Origin of the sequence: Paraburkholderia edwinii (assembly GCF_019428685.1) — a bacterium.
GTDB lineage: Bacteria > Pseudomonadota > Gammaproteobacteria > Burkholderiales > Burkholderiaceae > Paraburkholderia > Paraburkholderia edwinii.
Genome location: NZ_CP080095.1, coordinates 1,470,323 through 1,489,756 on the forward strand (window position 1 = coordinate 1,470,323; position 19,434 = coordinate 1,489,756).

18 protein-coding genes are annotated in these 19,434 nt (G+C 63.6%); 17 read left to right on the plus strand and 1 reads right to left on the minus strand.

The window, feature by feature from the left end; genetic code table 11:
- Window positions 1-51 precede the first annotated feature (51 nt).
- From KZJ38_RS06445 to cysM, 12 genes are all read left to right on the plus strand, one after another.
- On the plus strand, window positions 52-1,041 hold the full coding sequence (locus tag KZJ38_RS06445; RefSeq protein WP_219799296.1) for a prephenate dehydrogenase: 990 nt from the start codon (window positions 52-54) through the stop codon (window positions 1,039-1,041).
- Between the two features lie 107 nt (window positions 1,042-1,148).
- Window positions 1,149-2,453, plus strand: a complete 1,305-nt coding sequence (gene aroA, locus KZJ38_RS06450; protein ID WP_219799297.1) for a 3-phosphoshikimate 1-carboxyvinyltransferase — start codon at window positions 1,149-1,151, stop codon at window positions 2,451-2,453.
- Window positions 2,454-2,520: 67 nt separating this feature from the next.
- On the plus strand, window positions 2,521-3,204 hold the full coding sequence (cmk, locus tag KZJ38_RS06455) for a (d)CMP kinase (protein WP_219799298.1): 684 nt from the start codon (window positions 2,521-2,523) through the stop codon (window positions 3,202-3,204).
- A 179-nt stretch (window positions 3,205-3,383) separates the two neighbouring features.
- Window positions 3,384-5,114: a 30S ribosomal protein S1 gene (gene rpsA, locus KZJ38_RS06460; RefSeq protein ID WP_219800146.1), complete on the plus strand. Its 1,731-nt coding sequence runs from the start codon at window positions 3,384-3,386 to the stop codon at window positions 5,112-5,114.
- Between the two features lie 22 nt (window positions 5,115-5,136).
- Window positions 5,137-5,469 carry an integration host factor subunit beta gene (locus tag KZJ38_RS06465; protein WP_075157810.1) on the plus strand — a complete coding sequence of 111 codons (333 nt, stop codon included), beginning with the start codon at window positions 5,137-5,139 and terminating at the stop codon, window positions 5,467-5,469.
- 298 nt (window positions 5,470-5,767) lie between these two features.
- Entirely contained in the window at window positions 5,768-6,061 is a 294-nt protein-coding gene (locus tag KZJ38_RS06470) for a LapA family protein (RefSeq protein ID WP_075157809.1), read from the plus strand.
- A 66-nt stretch (window positions 6,062-6,127) separates the two neighbouring features.
- Window positions 6,128-7,303 carry a lipopolysaccharide assembly protein LapB gene (gene lapB, locus KZJ38_RS06475; RefSeq protein WP_219799299.1) on the plus strand — a complete coding sequence of 392 codons (1,176 nt, stop codon included), beginning with the start codon at window positions 6,128-6,130 and terminating at the stop codon, window positions 7,301-7,303.
- 106 nt (window positions 7,304-7,409) lie between these two features.
- Window positions 7,410-8,825, plus strand: coding sequence for a UDP-glucose dehydrogenase family protein (locus tag KZJ38_RS06480; RefSeq protein ID WP_219799300.1), 1,416 nt, complete (start codon window positions 7,410-7,412; stop codon window positions 8,823-8,825).
- Window positions 8,779-9,798, plus strand: a complete 1,020-nt coding sequence (gene rfaE1 / locus KZJ38_RS06485; RefSeq protein ID WP_219799301.1) for a D-glycero-beta-D-manno-heptose-7-phosphate kinase — start codon at window positions 8,779-8,781, stop codon at window positions 9,796-9,798. Before KZJ38_RS06480 ends, rfaE1 begins: the two co-directional genes overlap by 47 nt.
- Window positions 9,799-9,991: 193 nt before the next feature.
- Window positions 9,992-10,984, plus strand: coding sequence for an ADP-glyceromanno-heptose 6-epimerase (rfaD, locus tag KZJ38_RS06490; RefSeq protein WP_219799302.1), 993 nt, complete (start codon window positions 9,992-9,994; stop codon window positions 10,982-10,984).
- Window positions 10,985-11,097: 113 nt separating this feature from the next.
- Window positions 11,098-11,463, plus strand: coding sequence for a ComEA family DNA-binding protein (locus tag KZJ38_RS06495; protein ID WP_219799303.1), 366 nt, complete (start codon window positions 11,098-11,100; stop codon window positions 11,461-11,463).
- A gap of 342 nt (window positions 11,464-11,805) precedes the next feature.
- A complete protein-coding gene (gene cysM / locus KZJ38_RS06500; protein ID WP_219799304.1) occupies window positions 11,806-12,708 on the plus strand; it encodes a cysteine synthase CysM in 903 nt (300 codons plus the stop codon).
- A 180-nt stretch (window positions 12,709-12,888) separates the two neighbouring features.
- On the opposite strand, the gene mltB is transcribed toward cysM, so the two are convergent.
- Entirely contained in the window at window positions 12,889-14,163 is a 1,275-nt protein-coding gene (gene mltB, locus KZJ38_RS06505; RefSeq protein WP_219800147.1) for a lytic murein transglycosylase B, read from the minus strand.
- Between the two features lie 480 nt (window positions 14,164-14,643).
- Here mltB and KZJ38_RS06510 point away from each other — a divergent pair, with 480 nt between their 5' ends.
- From KZJ38_RS06510 to KZJ38_RS06530, 5 genes are all read left to right on the plus strand, one after another.
- Window positions 14,644-15,567, plus strand: coding sequence for a histone deacetylase family protein (locus KZJ38_RS06510; protein ID WP_219799305.1), 924 nt, complete (start codon window positions 14,644-14,646; stop codon window positions 15,565-15,567).
- 121 nt (window positions 15,568-15,688) lie between these two features.
- Window positions 15,689-16,543, plus strand: coding sequence for an enoyl-CoA hydratase (locus KZJ38_RS06515; RefSeq protein WP_219799306.1), 855 nt, complete (start codon window positions 15,689-15,691; stop codon window positions 16,541-16,543).
- A gap of 199 nt (window positions 16,544-16,742) precedes the next feature.
- Window positions 16,743-17,777 carry a methionine ABC transporter ATP-binding protein gene (locus tag KZJ38_RS06520; protein ID WP_219799307.1) on the plus strand — a complete coding sequence of 345 codons (1,035 nt, stop codon included), beginning with the start codon at window positions 16,743-16,745 and terminating at the stop codon, window positions 17,775-17,777.
- Entirely contained in the window at window positions 17,767-18,420 is a 654-nt protein-coding gene (locus tag KZJ38_RS06525) for a methionine ABC transporter permease (protein WP_219799308.1), read from the plus strand. Before KZJ38_RS06520 ends, KZJ38_RS06525 begins: the two co-directional genes overlap by 11 nt.
- A gap of 250 nt (window positions 18,421-18,670) precedes the next feature.
- Window positions 18,671-19,420 (plus strand): electron transfer flavoprotein subunit beta/FixA family protein, encoded by a 750-nt coding sequence (locus KZJ38_RS06530; RefSeq protein ID WP_219799309.1) that lies wholly within the window; start codon window positions 18,671-18,673, stop codon window positions 19,418-19,420.
- The last annotated feature ends 14 nt before the right edge of the window (window positions 19,421-19,434 follow it).

The following is a 19,434-nucleotide window of genomic DNA, read 5'->3' on the forward strand; positions in this document are numbered from 1 at the left end:
GTCCCGGACATCTATCTCGACATCGACGGCGCGCTTTTTATCTGACCTCAAGTGGCTGCGTTCTCTTTTGACAAACTGGTAATTTTTGGCGTCGGCCTGATCGGCGGATCGCTGGCGCGTGCGCTACGCGAGCGCGGCGCGGCGGGCGGTGAATCAGGCGGTAAAGCGGTCGGCAACGCGGGCAGTAACGCAGGCGGCGGTGCGCGCAAGGTGATCGGCGTAGGCCGCACCACAGCGTCGAGCGCACGCGCGCTCGAGCTCGGCGTGATCGACGGCGCTGCCGCGCTCGACGACGACCGCGCGCTCGCCGATGCGCTTGCCGGCGCCGATGTGGTGCTGCTTGCCGCGCCGGTCGCGCAGACGCAGCCGCTGCTTGAGCGCATCGCGCCCTTCCTCGACGCGAGGACGATCGTCACCGATGCGGGCAGCACGAAAGCAGATGTCGTCGCGGCGGCGCGCGTGGCGCTCGGTGCGCGCATCGCGCAGTTCGTGCCTGGGCATCCGATCGCGGGCCGCGAAGCGAGCGGCGTCGAAGCGGCCTTGCCCGATCTTTATGTCGACCGTAACGTAGTGCTGTGTCCGCTGCCGGAAAACGCAAAGGCGTCGGTCGAACGCATTGCCGATATGTGGCGCGCGACGGGCGCGACCGTGCATGAAATGGCGCCGCCGCAGCACGATCGCGTGCTGGCGTCGGTGAGCCACCTGCCGCACGTGCTCGCGTTCGCGTACGTCGAGCAGATCCTGCAATCGCGAGACGCCGCGCTGCGCTTCGCGTTTGCGTCGGGCGGCTTTCGCGATTTCACGCGCATCGCCGCGTCGAGCCCGGAAATGTGGCGCGACATCTGCGTGGCGAACCGCGATGCGTTGCTAGAGGAAATCGACAGCTACACTGCGGTTCTGGCCGCATTGCGCGCGGCGATCGAAGCCGGCGACGGCGCGTCGCTCGAAACGGTGTTCGCGCGCTCGCGCGCGGCGCGCGCGGACTGGCAGCACCGCGCGGCACAGCCGGCGGCCGCGAACGGCGGCGAATCATCGAAATAGGCGGCGCAACAAGCAGCCAGCCAGCCGTCGAAGCGAGTAGTCGGAATGAGCTGTCGAAGCGGGCGCTGAATCAGCGTCGAAATAACAGAAAACTGGGACCACCCATCATGGAACACCTCGATCTCGGACCGTTTTCCCGTGCGTCCGGCACGATCCGTTTGCCCGGCTCGAAGAGCATTTCGAATCGCGTGCTGCTGCTCGCGGCGCTGGCCGAGGGCGATACGACGATCACGAATCTGCTCGACTCGGACGACACGCGCGTGATGATCGCCGCGCTCGAAAAGCTCGGCGTGAAGTTGAAGCGCGACGGCGACGTGTGCGTCGTGACCGGCACGCGCGGCGCGTTCACCGCGAGAAACGCGGACCTCTTTCTGGGCAACGCGGGCACCGCGGTTCGTCCGCTGACGGCCGCGCTTGCGGTGAACGGCGGCGATTACCGCGTGCACGGCGTGCCGCGCATGCATGAGCGGCCGATAGGCGACCTCGTCGACGGCTTGCGGCAAATCGGCGCGAAGATCGAATACGAGGAGAACGAAGGGTATCCGCCGCTGCGTATCCGCCCGGCGCAGATTGCCGTCGACGCGCCGATTCGCGTGCGCGGCGACGTGTCGAGCCAATTCCTGACGGCGCTGCTTATGGCCTTGCCGCTCGTGCGCACCGAAAGCGGTGTGACCGTGGTGGAAATCGACGGCGAACTGATCTCGAAGCCGTATATCGAGATCACGATGAAGCTGATGGCGCGCTTCGGCATCGAGGTTCAGCGCGACGGCTGGCATCGTTTCACGGTGCCGGCGGGCGGGCGCTACCAGTCGCCGGGCACGATCATGGTCGAAGGCGATGCGTCGTCGGCGTCGTATTTTCTGGCCGCCGGCGTGCTCGGCGGCGGGCCATTGCGCGTGGAAGGCGTCGGGCGCGCGAGCATCCAGGGAGACATCGGTTTCGCCGAAGCGCTGAACCGCATGGGCGCGAACGTGCTGATGGGCGAGGACTGGATCGAAGTGCGCGGCGTCGGCCGCGACGACGGCAAGCTCGAGCCGATCGACATGGACTTCAACCTGATTCCGGATGCCGCGATGACCATCGCAGTCGCGGCGCTCTTCGCCGACGGCGCGACGACGTTGCGCAATATCGCCAGCTGGCGCGTCAAGGAAACCGACCGGCTTGCCGCGATGGCGACCGAATTGCGCAAGGTCGGCGCGGCGATCACGGAAGGCGACGATTACCTCGTCGTCGTGCCCCCCACGAAACTGACCCCCAACGCCGCCATCGATACCTATGACGATCACCGCATGGCGATGTGCTTTTCGCTCGTGAGCCTCGGCGGCGTGCCGGTGCGGATCAACGACCCAAAGTGCGTCGCGAAGACTTTTCCCGATTATTTTGAGCGCTTTACCGCGCTCGCCCAGCCATAACTTCGCGATAATTTTGCCGGGGCATCGTGGTCCCACACGAACTGACGCGCGACTACTATTACATTAGATGAAACCGACCCGTCCCTTTCACCAGACGCCCGTCATTACGATCGACGGCCCGACTGCCTCCGGAAAAGGCACCGTGGCCGCCCTGGTTGCCGCCCAGCTCGGCTTCCACCTGCTCGATAGCGGCGCGCTGTATCGACTCGCCGCGCTCGCGAGCATCCGTTACACCATCGCGCCGGACGACGCCGATTCGCTTGCAAAACTGATCGACGATCTCCACATCACGTTCCGCGAAGGCATTGCGCAGCTCGACGGCGTCGACGTCTCGACCGAGATTCGAGCCGAAGAAATCGGCAATCGCGCCTCGGCGATCGCGATTCACGCGCCCGTGCGAGCCGCGCTGGTCGCGCGGCAGCGCGCGTTTCGCAAGGTGCCCGGGCTGGTCGCGGACGGCCGCGATATGGGCACCGTGATCTTCCCCGATGCGGGTCTGAAAGTGTTTCTGACGGCAAGCGTCGAGGCGCGCGCTGCGCGCCGGCATAAGCAATTGATCCAAAAAGGTTTTTCTGCTAATATGGATGACTTGCTTCGGGATTTGCGCGAACGCGACGAGCGCGACAGCAAGCGTACCGCCGCGCCGCTCAAGCCTGCAGCGGATGCCAAGCTCCTCGATACCTCCACGCTGTCGATCGACGAAGCTGTCGATCAGGTGGTGCAGTGGTATCAATCGGATGTCAAAGCCTAGGTCAGGGCTCAAAAATGGACCGGCAGCAACCCGCAGTAACCTGTACCAAGCAGTTGGTGTTCCGCTCGCACGGCGGAACGTGTGTTAACCCCTTAACCCCGTGTGGCCTTCGGTTTTGCCGCAGTTGCCAGTTATTTGCCGGATCTCGCTAGCAAGACCGGCCGGGCGCCGAAAAAGCCATACCAATTCAGATTTTTATGTCCGACCTGCAAACCTCTACCCCGAATACCGAATCTTTTGCGGCTCTGTTCGAAGAGTCGCTGACCAAGCAGGACATGCGCGCCGGCGAAGTGATCTCCGCCGAAGTCGTGCGTGTCGACCACAACTTCGTGGTCGTCAACGCTGGTCTCAAGTCCGAAGCCTACATCCCGCTCGAAGAGTTCCTGAATGACGCGGGCGAGGTAGAAGTGCAGGCGGGCGACTTCGTTTCCGTCGCGATCGACGCGCTCGAAAACGGCTATGGCGACACGATCCTGTCGCGCGACAAGGCCAAGCGTCTCGCATCGTGGCTGTCGCTGGAAAAAGCGCTCGACAACAACGAACTCGTGACCGGCACGATCACGGGCAAGGTCAAGGGCGGCATGACCGTGATGGTCAACGGCATCCGCGCGTTCCTGCCGGGTTCGCTCGTCGACACGCGTCCGGTCAAGGACACGACGCCGTACGAAGGCAAGACGCTCGAATTCCGCGTCATCAAGCTCGATCGCAAGCGTAACAACGTCGTGCTGTCGCGCCGTGCCGTTATCGAAGCGACGCAAGGCGAAGAGCGCGCGAAGCTGCTCGAAACACTGAAGGAAGGCGCGATCGTCGAAGGCGTGGTCAAGAACATCACCGATTACGGCGCGTTCGTGGACCTCGGCGGTATCGACGGCCTGCTGCACATCACCGACATCGCATGGCGTCGCGTGCGTCACCCGAGCGAAGTGCTGTCGGTTGGCCAGGAAGTCACCGCGAAGATCCTCAAGTTCGACCAGGAAAAGAACCGCGTTTCGCTCGGTATCAAGCAACTGGGCGACGATCCGTGGGAAGGCATTTCGCGCCGTTACCCGTCGGGCACGCGTCTGTTCGGCAAGGTCACGAACATCACCGACTACGGCGCGTTCGTCGAAGTGGAATCGGGCATCGAAGGCCTCGTCCACGTGTCGGAAATGGACTGGACCAACAAGAACGTTGCACCGTCGAAGGTTGTGCAGCTGGGCGACGAAGTCGAAGTCATGGTCCTCGAGATCGACGAAGACCGCCGCCGTATCAGCCTCGGCATGAAGCAGTGCAAGCCGAATCCGTGGGACGACTTCAGCCGTAACTTCAAGAAGGGCGACAAGATCCAGGGCGCCATCAAGTCGATCACCGACTTCGGCGTCTTTATCGGTCTGCCTGGCGGCATCGACGGTCTGGTTCACCTGTCGGATCTGTCGTGGAGCGAAAGCGGCGAAGAAGCGGTTCGCAAGTACAAGAAGGGCGACGAAGTGGAAGCGGTCGTGCTCGGCATCGACGTCGAGAAGGAACGCATTTCGCTCGGCATCAAGCAGCTCGAAGGCGACCCGTTCAGCAACTTCGTTGCGATGAACGACAAGGGTTCGACCGTCGACGGCGTGGTGAAGACGGTCGACGCGAAGGGCGCGGTTGTCACGCTCAGCGCGGAAGTCGAAGGCTACCTGCGTGCTTCGGAAATCGCACAAGACCGCGTCGAAGATGCGCGCAACGTGCTGAAGGAAGGCGACAAGGTCAACGCGATGATCATCAACATCGATCGCAAGTCGCGTGGCATCAACCTGTCGATCAAGGCGAAGGATTCGGCCGAACAGCAGGAAGCGATGCGCGGCCTGCAGGCTGAGAACAGCGCGGCGGCAAGCGGTACGACGAACCTCGGCGCGCTCCTGAAGGCCAAGCTCGACGGCCAGAACCAGTAAGCCTTAAGAGGTCTGCTGCAGAATGACCAAATCGGAATTGGTCGCCCAACTGGCCACGCGATTTCCGCAACTTGTTCTAAAAGATGCGGATTTCGCGGTGAAGACGATGCTCGATGCGATGTCGGAGGCCTTGGCCAACGGCCATCGCATCGAAATTCGCGGCTTCGGCAGCTTCGGCCTCAATCGCCGTCCGTCGCGAGTCGGGCGCAATCCGAAGTCGGGCGAAAAAGTGCTGGTACCCGAGAAGTACGTACCGCACTTCAAGCCCGGCAAGGAATTGCGGGAACGGGTCGACCGGCGTGCCGGCGAACCGTTGAAGGCCGGCGCGGCTGACGTGTCGGACGACGATCAGTAAGTTGCCTTGGCACGGCCAACAGGCAAAGACCAGAAAGCGCCCTACGGCGCTTTTTTTTCGCCCGCGCGATTTATCCCTGTATTGATGAGCTTTTCGCGCGTTCTTCGCGTGCGGCTTCGCTCGGCCCCCGCCGCGGCGACAGCAAGACTGACATCCCGATTTCCCCGTCCGTGCAAGCTTGCGCGCATAGGCAGGGGCTTCAATTACAATACGGGGCACTTCGGCGCGGGCAAACACCGTGGCGCGATGCGTCATCAAGCCGGCGTCCTTCCCGCAACCGCCGTCAAGAGATACATAAATGAAATTTATCGTCTGGTTGATCCGCGTGCTGGTGTTCGTGCTGCTGCTGGTGCTCGCACTGTCCAACACGCAGCCTGCCACGCTGAATTTCCTCGCCGGTTATGCATGGCAAGCGCCGTTGATTCTGATCGGGCTGGCCTTCTTTGGTGTCGGCCTGGTGGCAGGGCTGGTCTCGGCGTTGCCGGGCGTGTTCCGGTTGCGGCTCGAAAACGGCCGACTCAAGCGCGAGCTGCGCGTCGCGCGTGAAGCGCCGGTCGTCGTCGAAGAGCCGCCGCTGCCGCCGCTGATTTAAGCATTCCCGCGTTGCGCCTGAACCCAGGCGCAACTTACGCATTTTGCGCATTTCCGCTCATATCGCATGGATCTGGACTTCTGGTGGCTGCTCGTCATTCCTGTCGCATTCGCGTTCGGCTGGGTGGCCGCGCGTTATGACCTCAAGGCGCTGTTGTCCGAAAGCGCGAACCTGCCGCGTTCGTATTTCCGCGGCCTGAACTTTCTGCTGAACGAACAGCCGGACCAGGCGATCGATGCGTTTATCGAAGTCGTCAAGCTCGATCCGGAGACGATCGAACTGCATTTCGCGCTCGGCAACCTGTTCCGGCGCCGCGGCGAGACGGACCGAGCGATTCGCGTGCATCAGAATCTGCTGAACCGTTCCGATCTGCCGGTCGCCGAACGCGATCATGCGTTGTACGAACTCGGCCAGGACTTCCTGAAGGCGGGCTTGCTCGACCGTGCCGAGGAAACCTTCCGGATGCTCGAGACCGGCGATCGTGCGCTCGGCGCACAGCGCGCACTGCTCACGATCTACGAGATCGAAAAGGACTGGCTCAAGTCGATCGAAACCGCGGAGCGGCTTGAAACGATGGGCGCCGAACCGCTGGGCAAGGAGATTGCGCAATTCCACTGCGAACTCGCGCAGGAAGCGCTGCAGCAGAAAAAGCCCGACGAAGCGAAACGCCAGCTCGACCTCGCGTTGCGCGCGAATCCGCAGAACGTGCGCGCGACGATCCTGTTCGGCGACGTCGCCGCGGCGGCCGGCGCGCACGAGAAGGCGATCGGGGAATGGCGGCGGGTCGAGGAGCAGAATTCCGCGTACCTGCCGCTCGTCGCGGAGAAGGTAATGAAGGGTTACGAAGCGCTGGGCCGCCAGGAAGAGGGCGCCGATGTGCTGACGCAGTGGGTCGACGATTACCCGTCGAACGATCTGCTCGACGTCGGCTACCAGTACGTCGCGGCGTTGCGCGGACTCGATGCCGCGCATACGCTGGCGCGCACGCAGATGCAGAAATCGCCGAACCTCGCCGGCATGACGCGGTTGCTCGAAGCGCAGCAGGCGAAGGCCGAAGAGCCGCGCCGCAGCGAACTCGAGCTGATGCGCACGCTGATCCGCCAGCGCACCAAAAATCTGCCACGGTATACGTGCCAGAATTGCGGCTTCCGGGCACGGCTTTTCTACTGGCAGTGTCCGGGCTGCAGCGGCTGGGAGACGTACGCGCCGCGCCGCGTCGAGCCGATTACGGCATCGAGCTGAGCGCTGAGAAGAACCACAAGAACAACACAACTAACCACGCGGGAACCAGCACCCGGCGCATAGCCGGGCGCCGTCACCGGACCCTACTACCGGACTCGGAAAGCGTATGAAAGTCACCATCATCGGCACGGGTTACGTCGGCCTCGTCACAGGCGCGTGTCTGGCGGAAATCGGCAACGACGTGTTCTGCCTCGACGTCGATCCGCGCAAGATCGACATCCTGAACAGCGGTGGCGTGCCGATCCACGAACCGGGTTTGCAGGAGATCATCGCGCGCACGCGCGCGGCCGGGCGCATCACGTTTTCGACCGATGTCGAAGCGAGCGTGCGGCATGGCGACATCCAGTTCATCGCGGTCGGCACGCCGCCCGACGAGGACGGCTCGGCGGATCTGCAATACGTGCTCGAAGCGGCGCGTAACATCGGCCGCTATATGACCGGCTTCAAGGTGATCGTCGACAAATCGACGGTACCGGTCGGCACCGCGGCGCGCGTACGCGAAGTGGTCGGCGAGCAGCTGGCCGCGCGCGGTCTCGGCGGCGGCCTGCAGCATGCGTTCTCGATCGTTTCAAACCCGGAATTCCTGAAGGAAGGCGCGGCCGTCGAAGACTTTATGCGCCCCGACCGCATCGTGATCGGCAGCGACGACGACGTGCCCGGTGAAAAGGCGCGCGAGCTGATGAAGCGCCTTTACGCGCCGTTCAACCGCAACCACGAACGCACGATGTACATGGACGTGCGCTCGGCCGAATTCACGAAATACGCGGCCAACGCGATGCTCGCCACGCGCATCTCGTTCATGAACGAGATGGCGAATCTCGCCGAACGCGTCGGCGCCGACATCGACGCGGTGCGGCGCGGCATCGGCTCGGATCCGCGCATCGGCTACCACTTCCTGTATGCGGGGGTCGGCTACGGCGGCTCGTGCTTCCCGAAAGACGTGCAGGCGCTGGTCCGCACCGGCAGCGAGTCGGGCCACAATCTGCGCATTCTCGAAGCGGTCGAGGAAGTGAACCACGAGCAGAAGGAAGTGCTCGTGCGCAAGATCACGCAGTCGCTCGGCGACGATCTCTCGGGCCGCACGTTCGCGGTCTGGGGTCTCGCGTTCAAGCCGAACACCGACGATATGCGCGAAGCGCCGAGCCGCCGCCTGATCGCGGCGCTGCTCGGACGCGGCGCGACGGTGCGCGCGTACGATCCGGTCGCGATCGACGAAGCGCGCCGCGTGTTCGCGATCGACCTGCACGACACGCCCGAATTGCAGGCGCGCCTGCAATTCGTCGGCACCCAGGACGAAGCGCTGACCGGCGCGGATGCGCTGATCGTCGTGACCGAGTGGAAGGAGTTCAAGAGCCCGGATTTCGCGCATCTGAAATCGGCTTTGAAATCGCCGTTGATCTTCGACGGCCGCAACCTGTACGAACCGGCGGCGATGACCGAACTTGGCATCGACTACCACTCGATTGGACGTCCCTATGTCGCAGCAACCGAATTTACAACCGACGGCGGCGGCCGTGCCTGATTCGATCCTCGAGACGGCGACGCCGGTGCCCGAGGCCGGCATCGTGCCGCGCGAGCGGCTCGCGCATGCGCGTGTGCTCATCGTTGGCGATGTGATGCTCGACCGCTACTGGTTCGGCGATGTGAACCGCATCTCGCCTGAAGCGCCGGTGCCGGTCGTGCATGTGCAGCGTCAGGAAGATCGCCTCGGCGGCGCGGCGAACGTCGCGCGCAACGTGGCGGCGCTCGGCGCGAAGGCGGGCCTCCTGTGCGTGGTCGGACACGACGAGCCTGGCGAGCGCATCGTGCAACTGCTCGGCGACAGCGGCGTCGATCCGCATCTCGAGCGCGATCCCGCCTTGCCGACCACCATCAAATTGCGCGTGCTGTCGCGCCAGCAGCAGTTGCTGCGCGTCGACTTCGAGAACCTGCCCGCGCACGAAGCGCTGCTTGCGGGCCTCGCGCGCTTCGATTCGCTGCTGCCTGCCCACGACGTGATCCTGATGTCGGACTACGCGAAAGGCGGCTTGACGCACGTGACGAAGATGATGGAAAAAGCGCGCGCGGCGGGCAAGTCCGTGCTCGTCGACCCGAAGGGCGACGAGTGGGAACGCTATCGCGGCGCGACGCTGATCACGCCGAACCGCGCGGAACTGCGCGAGGTGGTCGGTAGCTGGAAGTCGGAAGCGGACCTGCTGGCGCGCGTTACGAGGCTGCGCACCGAGCTCGACATTGCTGCGCTGCTGCTTACGCGTTCCGAAGAGGGCATGACGCTGTTCTCGAACGACGGCGTGCTGCACGCCTCGGCCGTGGCACGCGAAGTGTATGATGTGTCGGGCGCGGGCGATACCGTGATCGCGACGCTCGCGGTGATGCTCGGTGCGGGTTTGCCGCTCGCCGAAGCCGTGTCGCTCGCGAATCGCGCAGCGGGCATCGTGGTCGGCAAGCTCGGCACCGCAACCGTCGACTACGACGAACTCTTTCACCCGCACTGATGTGCCGCGCCGCCGCTGCTTTGCGCATCTTGCCGTCGCGGCTTGCAGCTACCACCGCGTCGCCTGATGCCGCATCGAACGTGATTGCTTGCCGCCGCGGCGCGTGCCGGTACGCGATCAGCGCAAGCGGCATCATCGGCGCAGGCGGCTCATCACATGTGCTCTCATCCACTCCCATCAGGCAGGGACGACCATGACTCTCATCGTCACCGGCGCGGCCGGCTTTATCGGCAGCAATATCGTCAAGGCGCTTAACGAGCGCGGCGAACACCGGATCATCGCCGTCGATAACCTGACGCGTGCAGACAAATTTAAGAATCTCGTCGACTGCGAGATCGACGACTATCTCGACAAGACCGAATTCATCGAACGCTTCGCGCGCGGCGATTTCGGCAAGGTGCGCGCGGTGTTCCACGAAGGCGCGTGCTCCGACACGATGGAGCACAACGGCCGCTACATGATGGACAACAACTTCCGCTACAGCCGCGCCGTGCTCGACGCGTGCCTCGCGCAAGGCGTTCAGTTCCTCTATGCATCGTCGGCGGCGACATACGGCGGGTCGGACCGGTTTGTCGAAGACCGCGAGTTCGAGCGGCCGCTCAACGTGTACGGCTACTCGAAGTTCCTGTTCGATCAGGTGATTCGCCGCGTGTTGCCGACGGCAAAGACGCAGATCGCGGGCTTTCGCTACTTCAACGTGTACGGGCCGCGCGAGTCGCACAAGGAACGCATGGCCTCGGTCGCGTTCCACAACTTCAACCAGTTTCGCGCGGAAGGCAAGGTCAAGCTCTTCGGCGAATACAACGGTTATGCGGCCGGCCAGCAGACGCGCGACTTCGTTTCGGTCGAAGACGTTGCCAAGGTCAACCTGTTCTTCTTCGATCACCCGGAGAAGTCGGGCATTTTCAATCTCGGCACCGGCCGTGCGCAGCCGTTCAACGATATCGCGTCGACGGTCGTCAACACGCTGCGCGTGCTGAAGCACGAACCGGCGTTGTCGCTTGCCGAGCAGGTGCAGCGCGGGCTGATTGAGTACGTGCCGTTCCCCGACGCGTTGCGCGGCAAATATCAGTGCTTCACGCAGGCAGACTTGACGAAGCTGCGCGCGGCCGGCTACGACGCGCCGTTTCTGACCGTGCAGGAAGGCGTCGATCGTTACGTGCGCTGGCTATTCGGCCAGGTGTAAATCTTTCGCAGACCTCCCTAAACTAGCGCCAGCGGTTGGCGATCTTCACCGGCCGCTGTTGAAGACTGTTGAATCAGTCGCGTCAGTTGAGTCTTTGTTTCAGGGAGGTTTTCATGCTTAGAAAAATTCTGGTTACCGCGGCGATGCTCGCCGCATTCGGTCAGCAGGCGTATGCGGTCGTCGACGTCAATACGGCCAATGAGGACGCGCTGCGCACCATCAAAGGCATCGGTCCGGCGAAAGCCAAGTCGATTCTCGACGAGCGCGAAGCGCACGGGCCGTTCAAGGACGGCCCCGATCTCGCGAAGCGCGTCAAGGGCATGGGCGGCCACACCGTCGAGCGTCTCCAGGCGGAGGGACTCGCGGTCGGCGCTAGCGCACCGGCTGTCGCTGCTTCTGGCGCGCAGAATGCGGCTGCTGCAAACACGAAGGCCCCGCCTGCCGGCAAGACCGACACGGCTGTCGTCGTGAAGAAGTAGCCATCCGCCGGGTACGCGTGCGGCAGCGCCGCACGCGTACCCGCAAAGCTTGATCACACGTGCTTTTCTGGTTGGAGAGACATCGTCGGCTCCTTCAGCCGTCATTTCAGATGACTGGCTCCCGCGGCGTGAATGCAATGTCCTGGGTTGCAATGCCCGGGGTTGCCCTAGGGTTACCCTCGCGTTGCAACGCATCCGCCGCGGGCTTTTTGCGTCGTTAAGCGGCGATCTCTGCCGCGCCGGGTCTCCACATGCACAGCATGGCCAGGCGGCAGGCAAAAGCAGCGTGGTTTAGAATCGATCCATTCAGGAACAGACGCGCACGATCCGTACGCAACCGATATGACTTACAAAACGATTGAAGACACGATCGGCAACACGCCGCTCGTACAACTCGTGCGAGTCGTCGACGACGAAATCCGCGGCCGCAACAACGTCGTGCTCGGCAAGCTCGAAGGCAATAATCCGGCGGGCTCGGTGAAGGACCGGCCGGCGCTCTCAATGATCAAGAAAGCCGAACAGCGCGGCCGTATCAAACCCGGCGACACACTGATCGAAGCCACAAGCGGCAATACCGGCATTGCGCTTGCGATGGCCGCCGCGGTGCGCGGCTACAAGATGCTGCTGATCATGCCCGAAGACCTGTCGCTCGAACGCCGCCAGAGCATGAGCGCGTACGGCGCGGAAATACTGTTGACACCGGTAACGGGCGGCATGGAATATGCGCGCGACCTTGCGGAACAGATGCAGCGCGAAGGCAAGGGCATCATCCTCGATCAGTTCGGTAACCCCGACAATCCGCTTGCGCACTACGAAACGACAGGTCCTGAAATCTGGCGCGATACCGAAGGGCGCATCACGCACTTCGTGTCCGCCATGGGCACGACGGGCACGATCATGGGCACGTCGCAGTATCTGAAAGAACAAAACTCGCAGATCGAAATAATCGGCGCGCAGCCGGAAGAGGGTTCGCGTATTCCGGGTATTCGCAAATGGCCGGAAGCGTATCTGCCGAAGATTTTCGATCGCAGCCGCGTCGATCGCGTCGAGAATGTGAGTCAGGCTGCATCGGAAACGATGGCACGCCGGCTCGCATCGGTCGAAGGCATCTTTTGCGGCATCTCGTCGGGCGGCGCGTGCGAAGTCGCGTTGCGGATTGCGCGGCAGGTCGAGAATGCAACGATCGTGTTTATCGTCTGCGATCGCGGCGATCGTTATCTGTCGACGGGTGTGTTTCCGGCTTGATTGAGGCGGTAGTGAGGCGTTGGCCTCCTCGCTAGCGGACGGGCAGGCTAGTCGATAAGCAAAAGGCGCCGGGCGGCGAATCCGCCGCCCGGCGCCTTTTGTTGCTTTCTGTTCTGTGTATTCGGCGTCAGCGAACGAGCCCGATTGCACTGCGCTACCGAACACCCGCTGCGCGACAACTTATTGCATCGCAGGCGCCGCCGCACCGCCACCATTCACCCCGTTCGTGCTATCGGTGCCGGTGCCATTCGTGCCATTCACACCATTCGCGCCCGCCGCTCCATTCACACCGTTCGTGCCATTCGCACCACCGGCATTGATCCCACCCGTTGCGGCCACCTGCGCCTTGACCCGCTGACCCAGCTGATAAACCGCCAGCGCATAGAAGAAGCTGCGGTTATAGCGCGTCAGCACGTAGAAGTTCTTGAGCCCGAGCACATACTCGGTCGGCCGGCCCGGCGACGGCAGATCGACGACCGTCACCGGCGTTCCCGCTTCGGACGCGGGATTGAACGACGGCTCGTTCATCAGCATGCCGGCGCGCAGCAGCTGCTCGAGCGACCAGTGCGGCTCAGGCTGCCCGTTTGCCGCAGCCTGCGCAATGCCGAGACTGCCGGCGTCCGATCCGATATTCCATACGACGGGCCGCCCGGTCTCCCAACCGTTCTGCTTCAGATAGTTCGCGACGCTGCCGATCGCATCGGCCGCGCTGGTGCGCAGATCGATTGTGCCGTCGCCGTCGTAGTCGACCGCATATTGAATGATGCTGCTGGGCAGGAACTGCGGAATGCCGATCGCGCCCGTGTACGAGCCGAGCACCGAATTCGGCTCGATCTGCGAGTCGCGCGTCCAGACGAGGAAGTCCGCGAGATTCTTGCGGAAAGTCACTTCGCGTTCGGCGCGATTCGGCGTGTTCGGGTAGTCGAACGTCAGCGTCGTCAGCGCGTCGAGCACGCGGAAGTTGCCCATATAGCGGCCGTAAATCGTCTCGACACCGATAATCCCGACGACGATTTCCGGCGGCACGCCGAACTGCTCGTATGCGCGCTGCAGTGTCGCCTGATTCGCGCGCCAGAACTTCACGCCCGCGTTGATGCGGACGGTGTCGAGAAAGCGCCCCTGATACGCGCGCCAGTTTTTGACGGCCGGCGTCGGCGCGGGCGTGACGAGCTTGACCGCAGTAGCCGAATAGCTGACTCGCGCAAAGAGGTCGTGCAGCATGCTCGCGTCGAAGTCGTAGCGCGCGACCATGTCGTTGATAAACGAATCGACGTCGGCGTTGTTCGCGTAGCGCTGCGGGATGATCTCTTCCTCGAACGTCTGGCCTTGCTGCACCGGCTGTTGCGGCTGCGCTTGCGCGACCACGATCCGCGACGTCTGCTGCTTCTGCTGCACGCTCGGGCTCGCGCTTGCCGCCGTCGTCTGCGCCGCCGCCGGGCCTGCTGCCGCGAACATGCACGATGCGACGATGGACAGTGCGGCGGCTATGGCGGTGGTGCGTAGCCGTGATCGTGCGGGCAGAGCGAAGGCGGGCAAGGCGGGCAAGTCGGGGCGAAAGGTCATGGGGTCGACGTGTGCGATGCGGATGTGACGGGTGAGTGACGAAGCGTGCCGATTTGCGCGCTGATTTTGCACGCTAATACGCACGCGGATTGGCACGAATGAGTACGAAAGCGATCCGGCGCAGTATACCCGACGATGGTGGGCCAAAATGATGCAGGAACATTGCAGCGCGCGGCGATGCGTGAGATTTCGCTGCTTTTCAGGTTGATGGCCACGGGCTGCAGCGGGTCGCGGGCGGCCCGCTCGCGCGCTGTGGTAACTTGACGATGACAAATGTGTCAAACCCGGTGTCAAACCCGGTAACAAGCCGGGGCAACAAGCCGCGGTGACAAACCCCGGCGACACCCTCCCGCGACGACTGACGTCTACACCATGGCAACCGGTTTCTACTCCCACGCGGACTGTCTGCGGCATGAGATGGGGCACTGGCATCCCGAGTGTCCGGCGCGCCTGCAGGCAATCGAAGATCAGCTGATCGCAGGCCGTATCGACGCCTTGATCGAGCGCGAATCGCCGCCGCTTGCCGATGAAGCGGATTTGCTGCGCGTTCACACGCAAGCGCACGTCGATCATATCCGCCACGCTTCGCCTCACGAAGGCTACGCGGTGATCGACCCCGACACCTCGATGAACCCGCATTCGCTGCAAGCTGCGTTGCGCGCGGCGGGCGCAGCGGTCGCCGCGACCGACGCGGTCATCGCCGGCCGCTTCGACAACGCGTTCTGCAGCGTGCGGCCGCCGGGCCACCACGCGGAACCGGCGCGCGCGATGGGCTTCTGCTTCTTTAACAATGTCGCGATCGCGGCCCGTCATGCGCTCGACGTGCATGGGCTCGAGCGCGTCGCGATCGTCGACTTCGACGTGCATCACGGCAACGGCACCGAAGCGGCCTTCGCAGGCGACCCGCGTGTGCTGATGTGCAGCATCTTTCAGCATCCGTTCTATCCGTACAGCGGCGCCGAGAACCAGCCGGCGAATATGGTCAACGTGCCGATCGCCGCACGCTCGAAAGGCGACGTCGTGCGCGAGGCCGTCGATCTGCTGTGGCTGCCGCGGCTGCATGAGTTCAAGCCACAGATGCTGTTCATCTCCGCGGGGTTCGATGCGCACCGCGAAGACGATCTCGGCAACCTCGGGCTCGTCGAAGCCGACTACACGTGGCTTACCGAACAGATTCGCCATATCGCGGACCGGTATGCGAAAGGGCGTATCGTCAGTTGCCTCGAAGGCGGGTATAACCTGTCGGCGTTGGGCCGCAGTGTCGTCGCGCATGTGAAGGCGCTGGCCGGCCTGTAAGGTCCACACGCGCCCCGCTGCGGGAAACATCCGCAATATAAGAGCACCGACCCGCGCGCCATCGGAAGAGACATAAGAGCGCCGACCCCCGCGCCATCGGAACAGACCCAAGGAGACGCACATGAGTGCACAGCCGCAGCCTCATTCGCTTGCTCATCTGGAACGTCAGCCGGAACACGAGAACGAGCCCGACCGCGGCTCACTCGTCGAGGTCGAGCACGACGCATACGGCACGCCCGGCGTCGTGCGTCTGACGCTGAACCGGCCCGCTGTATTCAACGCGTTATCCGAAGCGCTGCTCGACGAACTGCACGCGCGGCTCGCCGCGCTCGAACAATCCGACGCACGCGTCGTGGTGCTGGCCGGCGCGGGCCGCGCGTTCTGCGCGGGCCACGATCTGAAGGAGATGCGCGCGGCGCCTTCGCTCGACTACTATCAGCGGCTCTTCGCACGTTGCACGAAGACGATGTTGGCGATCCGCCGCCTGCCGCAGCCCGTGATCGCGCGTGTGCACGGCATCGCAACGGCGGCCGGCTGTCAGCTGGTCGCGATGTGCGACCTCGCCGTGGCGGCCGACACGGCGCGCTTCGCGACATCGGGTGTCAACGTCGGCCTGTTCTGCGCGACGCCGTCGGTGGCGCTGTCGCGCAACGTCTCGCCGAAGGCCGCGCTCGACATGCTGCTGACCGGCGAGTTCATCGACGCGCTGGCCGCGAAGCAACAGGGCCTCGTCAATCGCGTCGCGCCGCTTGACGGGCTCGATGCCGAAATCGCCGCGCTCGCCGCAAGCATCTGCGCCAAGCCGCGCGATGCGGTGAGCGTCGGCAAGTCGCTCTTCTACCGTCAGCTCGAAATGGGCGTCGAGGCCGCGTACCAGCTCGCCGGCCAGACGATGGCCTGCAACATGATGATGGACTCGGCGCTCGAAGGCGTGCAGGCCTTTGTCGACAAGCGACCGCCCGATTGGCGCCGCTAGCTCGCGCGCTAGCCCGCCGCGCCGCCACGGTAAGGTGGGCGCCAAATTCCCTGCGGTTATGAAAAAATCGAAAACGATTATTAAAGAGCATGACGCCCATGCGGTAAAATCGCGCGTCTAATCCGAAATAGAAGCAGCGGCGGAGATTGCCCGTAGCGACGCGCAAAACGCTCGCCGGCAATAGTCCGCCGTTTTTTTCATGATCGAACTTCGCAATATTTCGCAGCGCTTTGCCGGCCCACGAGGCCCGATCGACGCGCTGCATAACGTCAATCTGTCGATACCGTCGGGCGAGGTATTCGGCATCATCGGCCGCAGCGGCGCCGGCAAGAGCACGCTGGTGCGCACCATCAATCTGCTCACGAGGCCGACCGAAGGCAATGTCGTGGTCGGCGGCCGCGATCTGACGACGATGTCCGCGGGCGAGCTGCGCGAAGCGCGCCGCGAGATCGGCATGATCTTCCAGCACTTCAACCTGCTGTCGTCGCGCACGGTCTTCGACAACGTTGCGCTGCCGCTCGAGCTGGCGGGCCTGAAGCGCGCCGAGATCGAAGCGGCCGTGCTGCCGCTGCTCGATCTCGTGGGTCTTTCCGCGCAGAAGGACCGCTATCCGTCGCAGATCAGCGGCGGGCAGAAGCAGCGTGTCGGCATTGCGCGCGCGCTTGCGAGCAAGCCGAAGGTGCTGCTGTCCGACGAAGCGACCTCCGCGCTCGACCCCGAAACCACGCGCGCCATTCTCGATCTGCTCAAACGCATCAATCGCGAACTCGGCCTGACGGTCGTGATGATCACGCACCAGATGGACGTCATCAAGCAGGTCTGCGACCGCGTGGCCGTGCTCGATGCGGGCCGCGTCGTCGAGCAGGGCAAGGTTATCGACGTGTTCCTGCAGCCGCATCACGAGGTGACGCGCGCGCTGATCGGCGACGTGATCGCGCAGGAATTGCCGCCCGCGATGAAGGCGCGCGTCGCTGACCGGCTGCAGAAGGGCAGCGGTCATCTGCTGCGGCTTGCGTTCAGCGGCTCGGGCGTCGATCAGCCGATCCTGTCGGAGACGATCCGCCGCTACGAACTGGACTTCAACATCCTGCATGGCCAGATCGACGAGATCCAGGGCCAGGCATTCGGTTCGCTCGCGGTGCTCGCGGGCGGCCAGCCCGCGAAGGTGGCCGAAGCGATCGCGTTCCTGCGCGAACAGCATGTCGTGGTCGAGGAGATGGCGTATGTCGAGTGACATGATCGATATGTTCGTGCAGTCGTTCTGGGAGACGCTCGTGATGGTCGGCATCTCCGGAGTAGTCGGCGCGCTCGTCGGTTTGCCGCTCGGCGTGCTGCTCTATCTGACCGATCGCGACGGCGTGTTGCAGAATCTGCCGTTCAACCGCGTGATCGGCGTGATCATCAACGCGGTGCGCTCGACGCCGTTCATCATCCTGCTGGTCGCGGTCATTCCTTTCACGCGGCTGGTCGTCGGTTCGTCGATCGGTACCGCAGCCGCCGTCGTGCCGCTGACGATTGCCGCCGCGCCGTTTATCGCGCGGCTTGTCGAAACGGCGCTGCGTGAAGTCGATCGCGGCCTGATCGAAGCGGCGCAGGCGATGGGCGCGACGACGAGCCAGATCGTCTTCAAGGTGCTGCTGCCGGAATCGCTGCCCGGCGTGGTCGCGGGGCTGACGATCACGTTTATTTCGCTCGTCGGCTATTCGGCGATGGCCGGCGCGATCGGCGGCGGCGGGCTGGGCGATCTCGGCATCCGCTACGGGTATCAGCGCTTTTTGCCCGAAGTGATGCTCGTGGTCGTCGTGATCCTGATCGTCTTCGTGCAGCTTGTGCAGTCGTTCGGCGACTGGCTCGTGCGGCGGCTGAGCCACAAGTAGGCACGCGCCGGCCGCGCGCCGCGAATTAGAGGCGCGGGTCGAACGCATGTCTGGCGCGCCGCGTATTTTTGAGATTAAATGGTTTGAATAGTACGACCGTTCGCTATTGACGTCGCCTTCGACGGCGAACGCAGTCCCCGCGAAATCCGATCACGCGTGGTGCGGCCTTACCCGCATGCGGGCCGGGCGCCTGGGGGCTGTCGTTATAATGTCCGTCAGGTTGACGTATTCGTAACTTTGGAGCGTGTGAATGAAAATTCTGGTGCCAGTCAAACGAGTGGTCGATTACAACGTGAAGGTGCGCGTGAAATCGGACAACACGGGCGTGGACATTGCGAACGTGAAGATGTCGATGAATCCGTTCGACGAAATCGCTGTGGAAGAAGCGGTGCGTCTGAAAGAAGCCGGTGTCGCGACTGAGGTGATCGCGGTGTCGGCCGGCGTGACCCAGTGCCAGGAGACGCTGCGCACGGCGCTGGCGATCGGTGCGGATCGCGCGATCCTGATCGAGTCCGGCGAAGACCTGCAGCCACTGGCCGTGGCCAAACTGCTCAAGGCGCTGGTCGACAGGGAAAAGCCCGAACTCGTCATCCTCGGCAAGCAGGCCATCGACGACGACTCGAACCAGACCGGCCAGATGCTCGCCGCGCTCGCGGATCTGCCGCAGGCCACGTTCGCCTCGAAAGTGACGGTCGCCGACGGCAAGGCGACGGTCGCGCGTGAAGTCGACGGCGGTGCGGAAACGCTGACGCTTAAGCTGCCTGCGGTAGTGACCACGGATCTTCGCCTGAACGAGCCGCGCTATGTGACGCTGCCCAACATCATGAAGGCGAAGAAGAAGCCGCTCGAAACGCTGAAGCCCGAAGACCTCGGCGTCGACGTCAAGCCGCGTCTGAAGACGCTGAAGGTGACCGAGCCGGCGGGCCGCAGCGCCGGCGTGAAGGTGCCGAATGTAGCCACGCTGGTCGAGAAGCTGAAGAACGAAGCCAAGGTGCTGTAAGCGCGCACGGAGAC

Bases quoted from the DNA above. Each gene is read 5' to 3' on its own strand.
- KZJ38_RS06470 (WP_075157809.1), top strand. From the start codon at position 5,768: ATGAAATTTATCGTCTGGTTGATCCGCGTGCTGGTGTTCGTGCTGCTG.
- cmk (WP_219799298.1), top strand. From the start codon at position 2,521: ATGAAACCGACCCGTCCCTTTCACCAGACGCCCGTCATTACGATCGAC.
- KZJ38_RS06515 (WP_219799306.1), top strand. From the start codon at position 15,689: ATGAGTGCACAGCCGCAGCCTCATTCGCTTGCTCATCTGGAACGTCAG.
- KZJ38_RS06510 (WP_219799305.1), top strand. From the start codon at position 14,644: ATGGCAACCGGTTTCTACTCCCACGCGGACTGTCTGCGGCATGAGATG.
- KZJ38_RS06520 (WP_219799307.1), top strand. From the start codon at position 16,743: ATGATCGAACTTCGCAATATTTCGCAGCGCTTTGCCGGCCCACGAGGC.
- KZJ38_RS06495 (WP_219799303.1), top strand. From the start codon at position 11,098: ATGCTTAGAAAAATTCTGGTTACCGCGGCGATGCTCGCCGCATTCGGT.
- mltB (WP_219800147.1), bottom strand. From the start codon at position 14,163: ATGTTCGCGGCAGCAGGCCCGGCGGCGGCGCAGACGACGGCGGCAAGC.
- lapB (WP_219799299.1), top strand. From the start codon at position 6,128: ATGGATCTGGACTTCTGGTGGCTGCTCGTCATTCCTGTCGCATTCGCG.
- cysM (WP_219799304.1), top strand. From the start codon at position 11,806: ATGACTTACAAAACGATTGAAGACACGATCGGCAACACGCCGCTCGTA.
- KZJ38_RS06530 (WP_219799309.1), top strand. From the start codon at position 18,671: ATGAAAATTCTGGTGCCAGTCAAACGAGTGGTCGATTACAACGTGAAG.
- rfaD (WP_219799302.1), top strand. From the start codon at position 9,992: ATGACTCTCATCGTCACCGGCGCGGCCGGCTTTATCGGCAGCAATATC.
- rfaE1 (WP_219799301.1), top strand. From the start codon at position 8,779: ATGTCGCAGCAACCGAATTTACAACCGACGGCGGCGGCCGTGCCTGAT.
- KZJ38_RS06480 (WP_219799300.1), top strand. From the start codon at position 7,410: ATGAAAGTCACCATCATCGGCACGGGTTACGTCGGCCTCGTCACAGGC.
- aroA (WP_219799297.1), top strand. From the start codon at position 1,149: ATGGAACACCTCGATCTCGGACCGTTTTCCCGTGCGTCCGGCACGATC.
- KZJ38_RS06525 (WP_219799308.1), top strand. From the start codon at position 17,767: ATGTCGAGTGACATGATCGATATGTTCGTGCAGTCGTTCTGGGAGACG.
- KZJ38_RS06465 (WP_075157810.1), top strand. From the start codon at position 5,137: ATGACCAAATCGGAATTGGTCGCCCAACTGGCCACGCGATTTCCGCAA.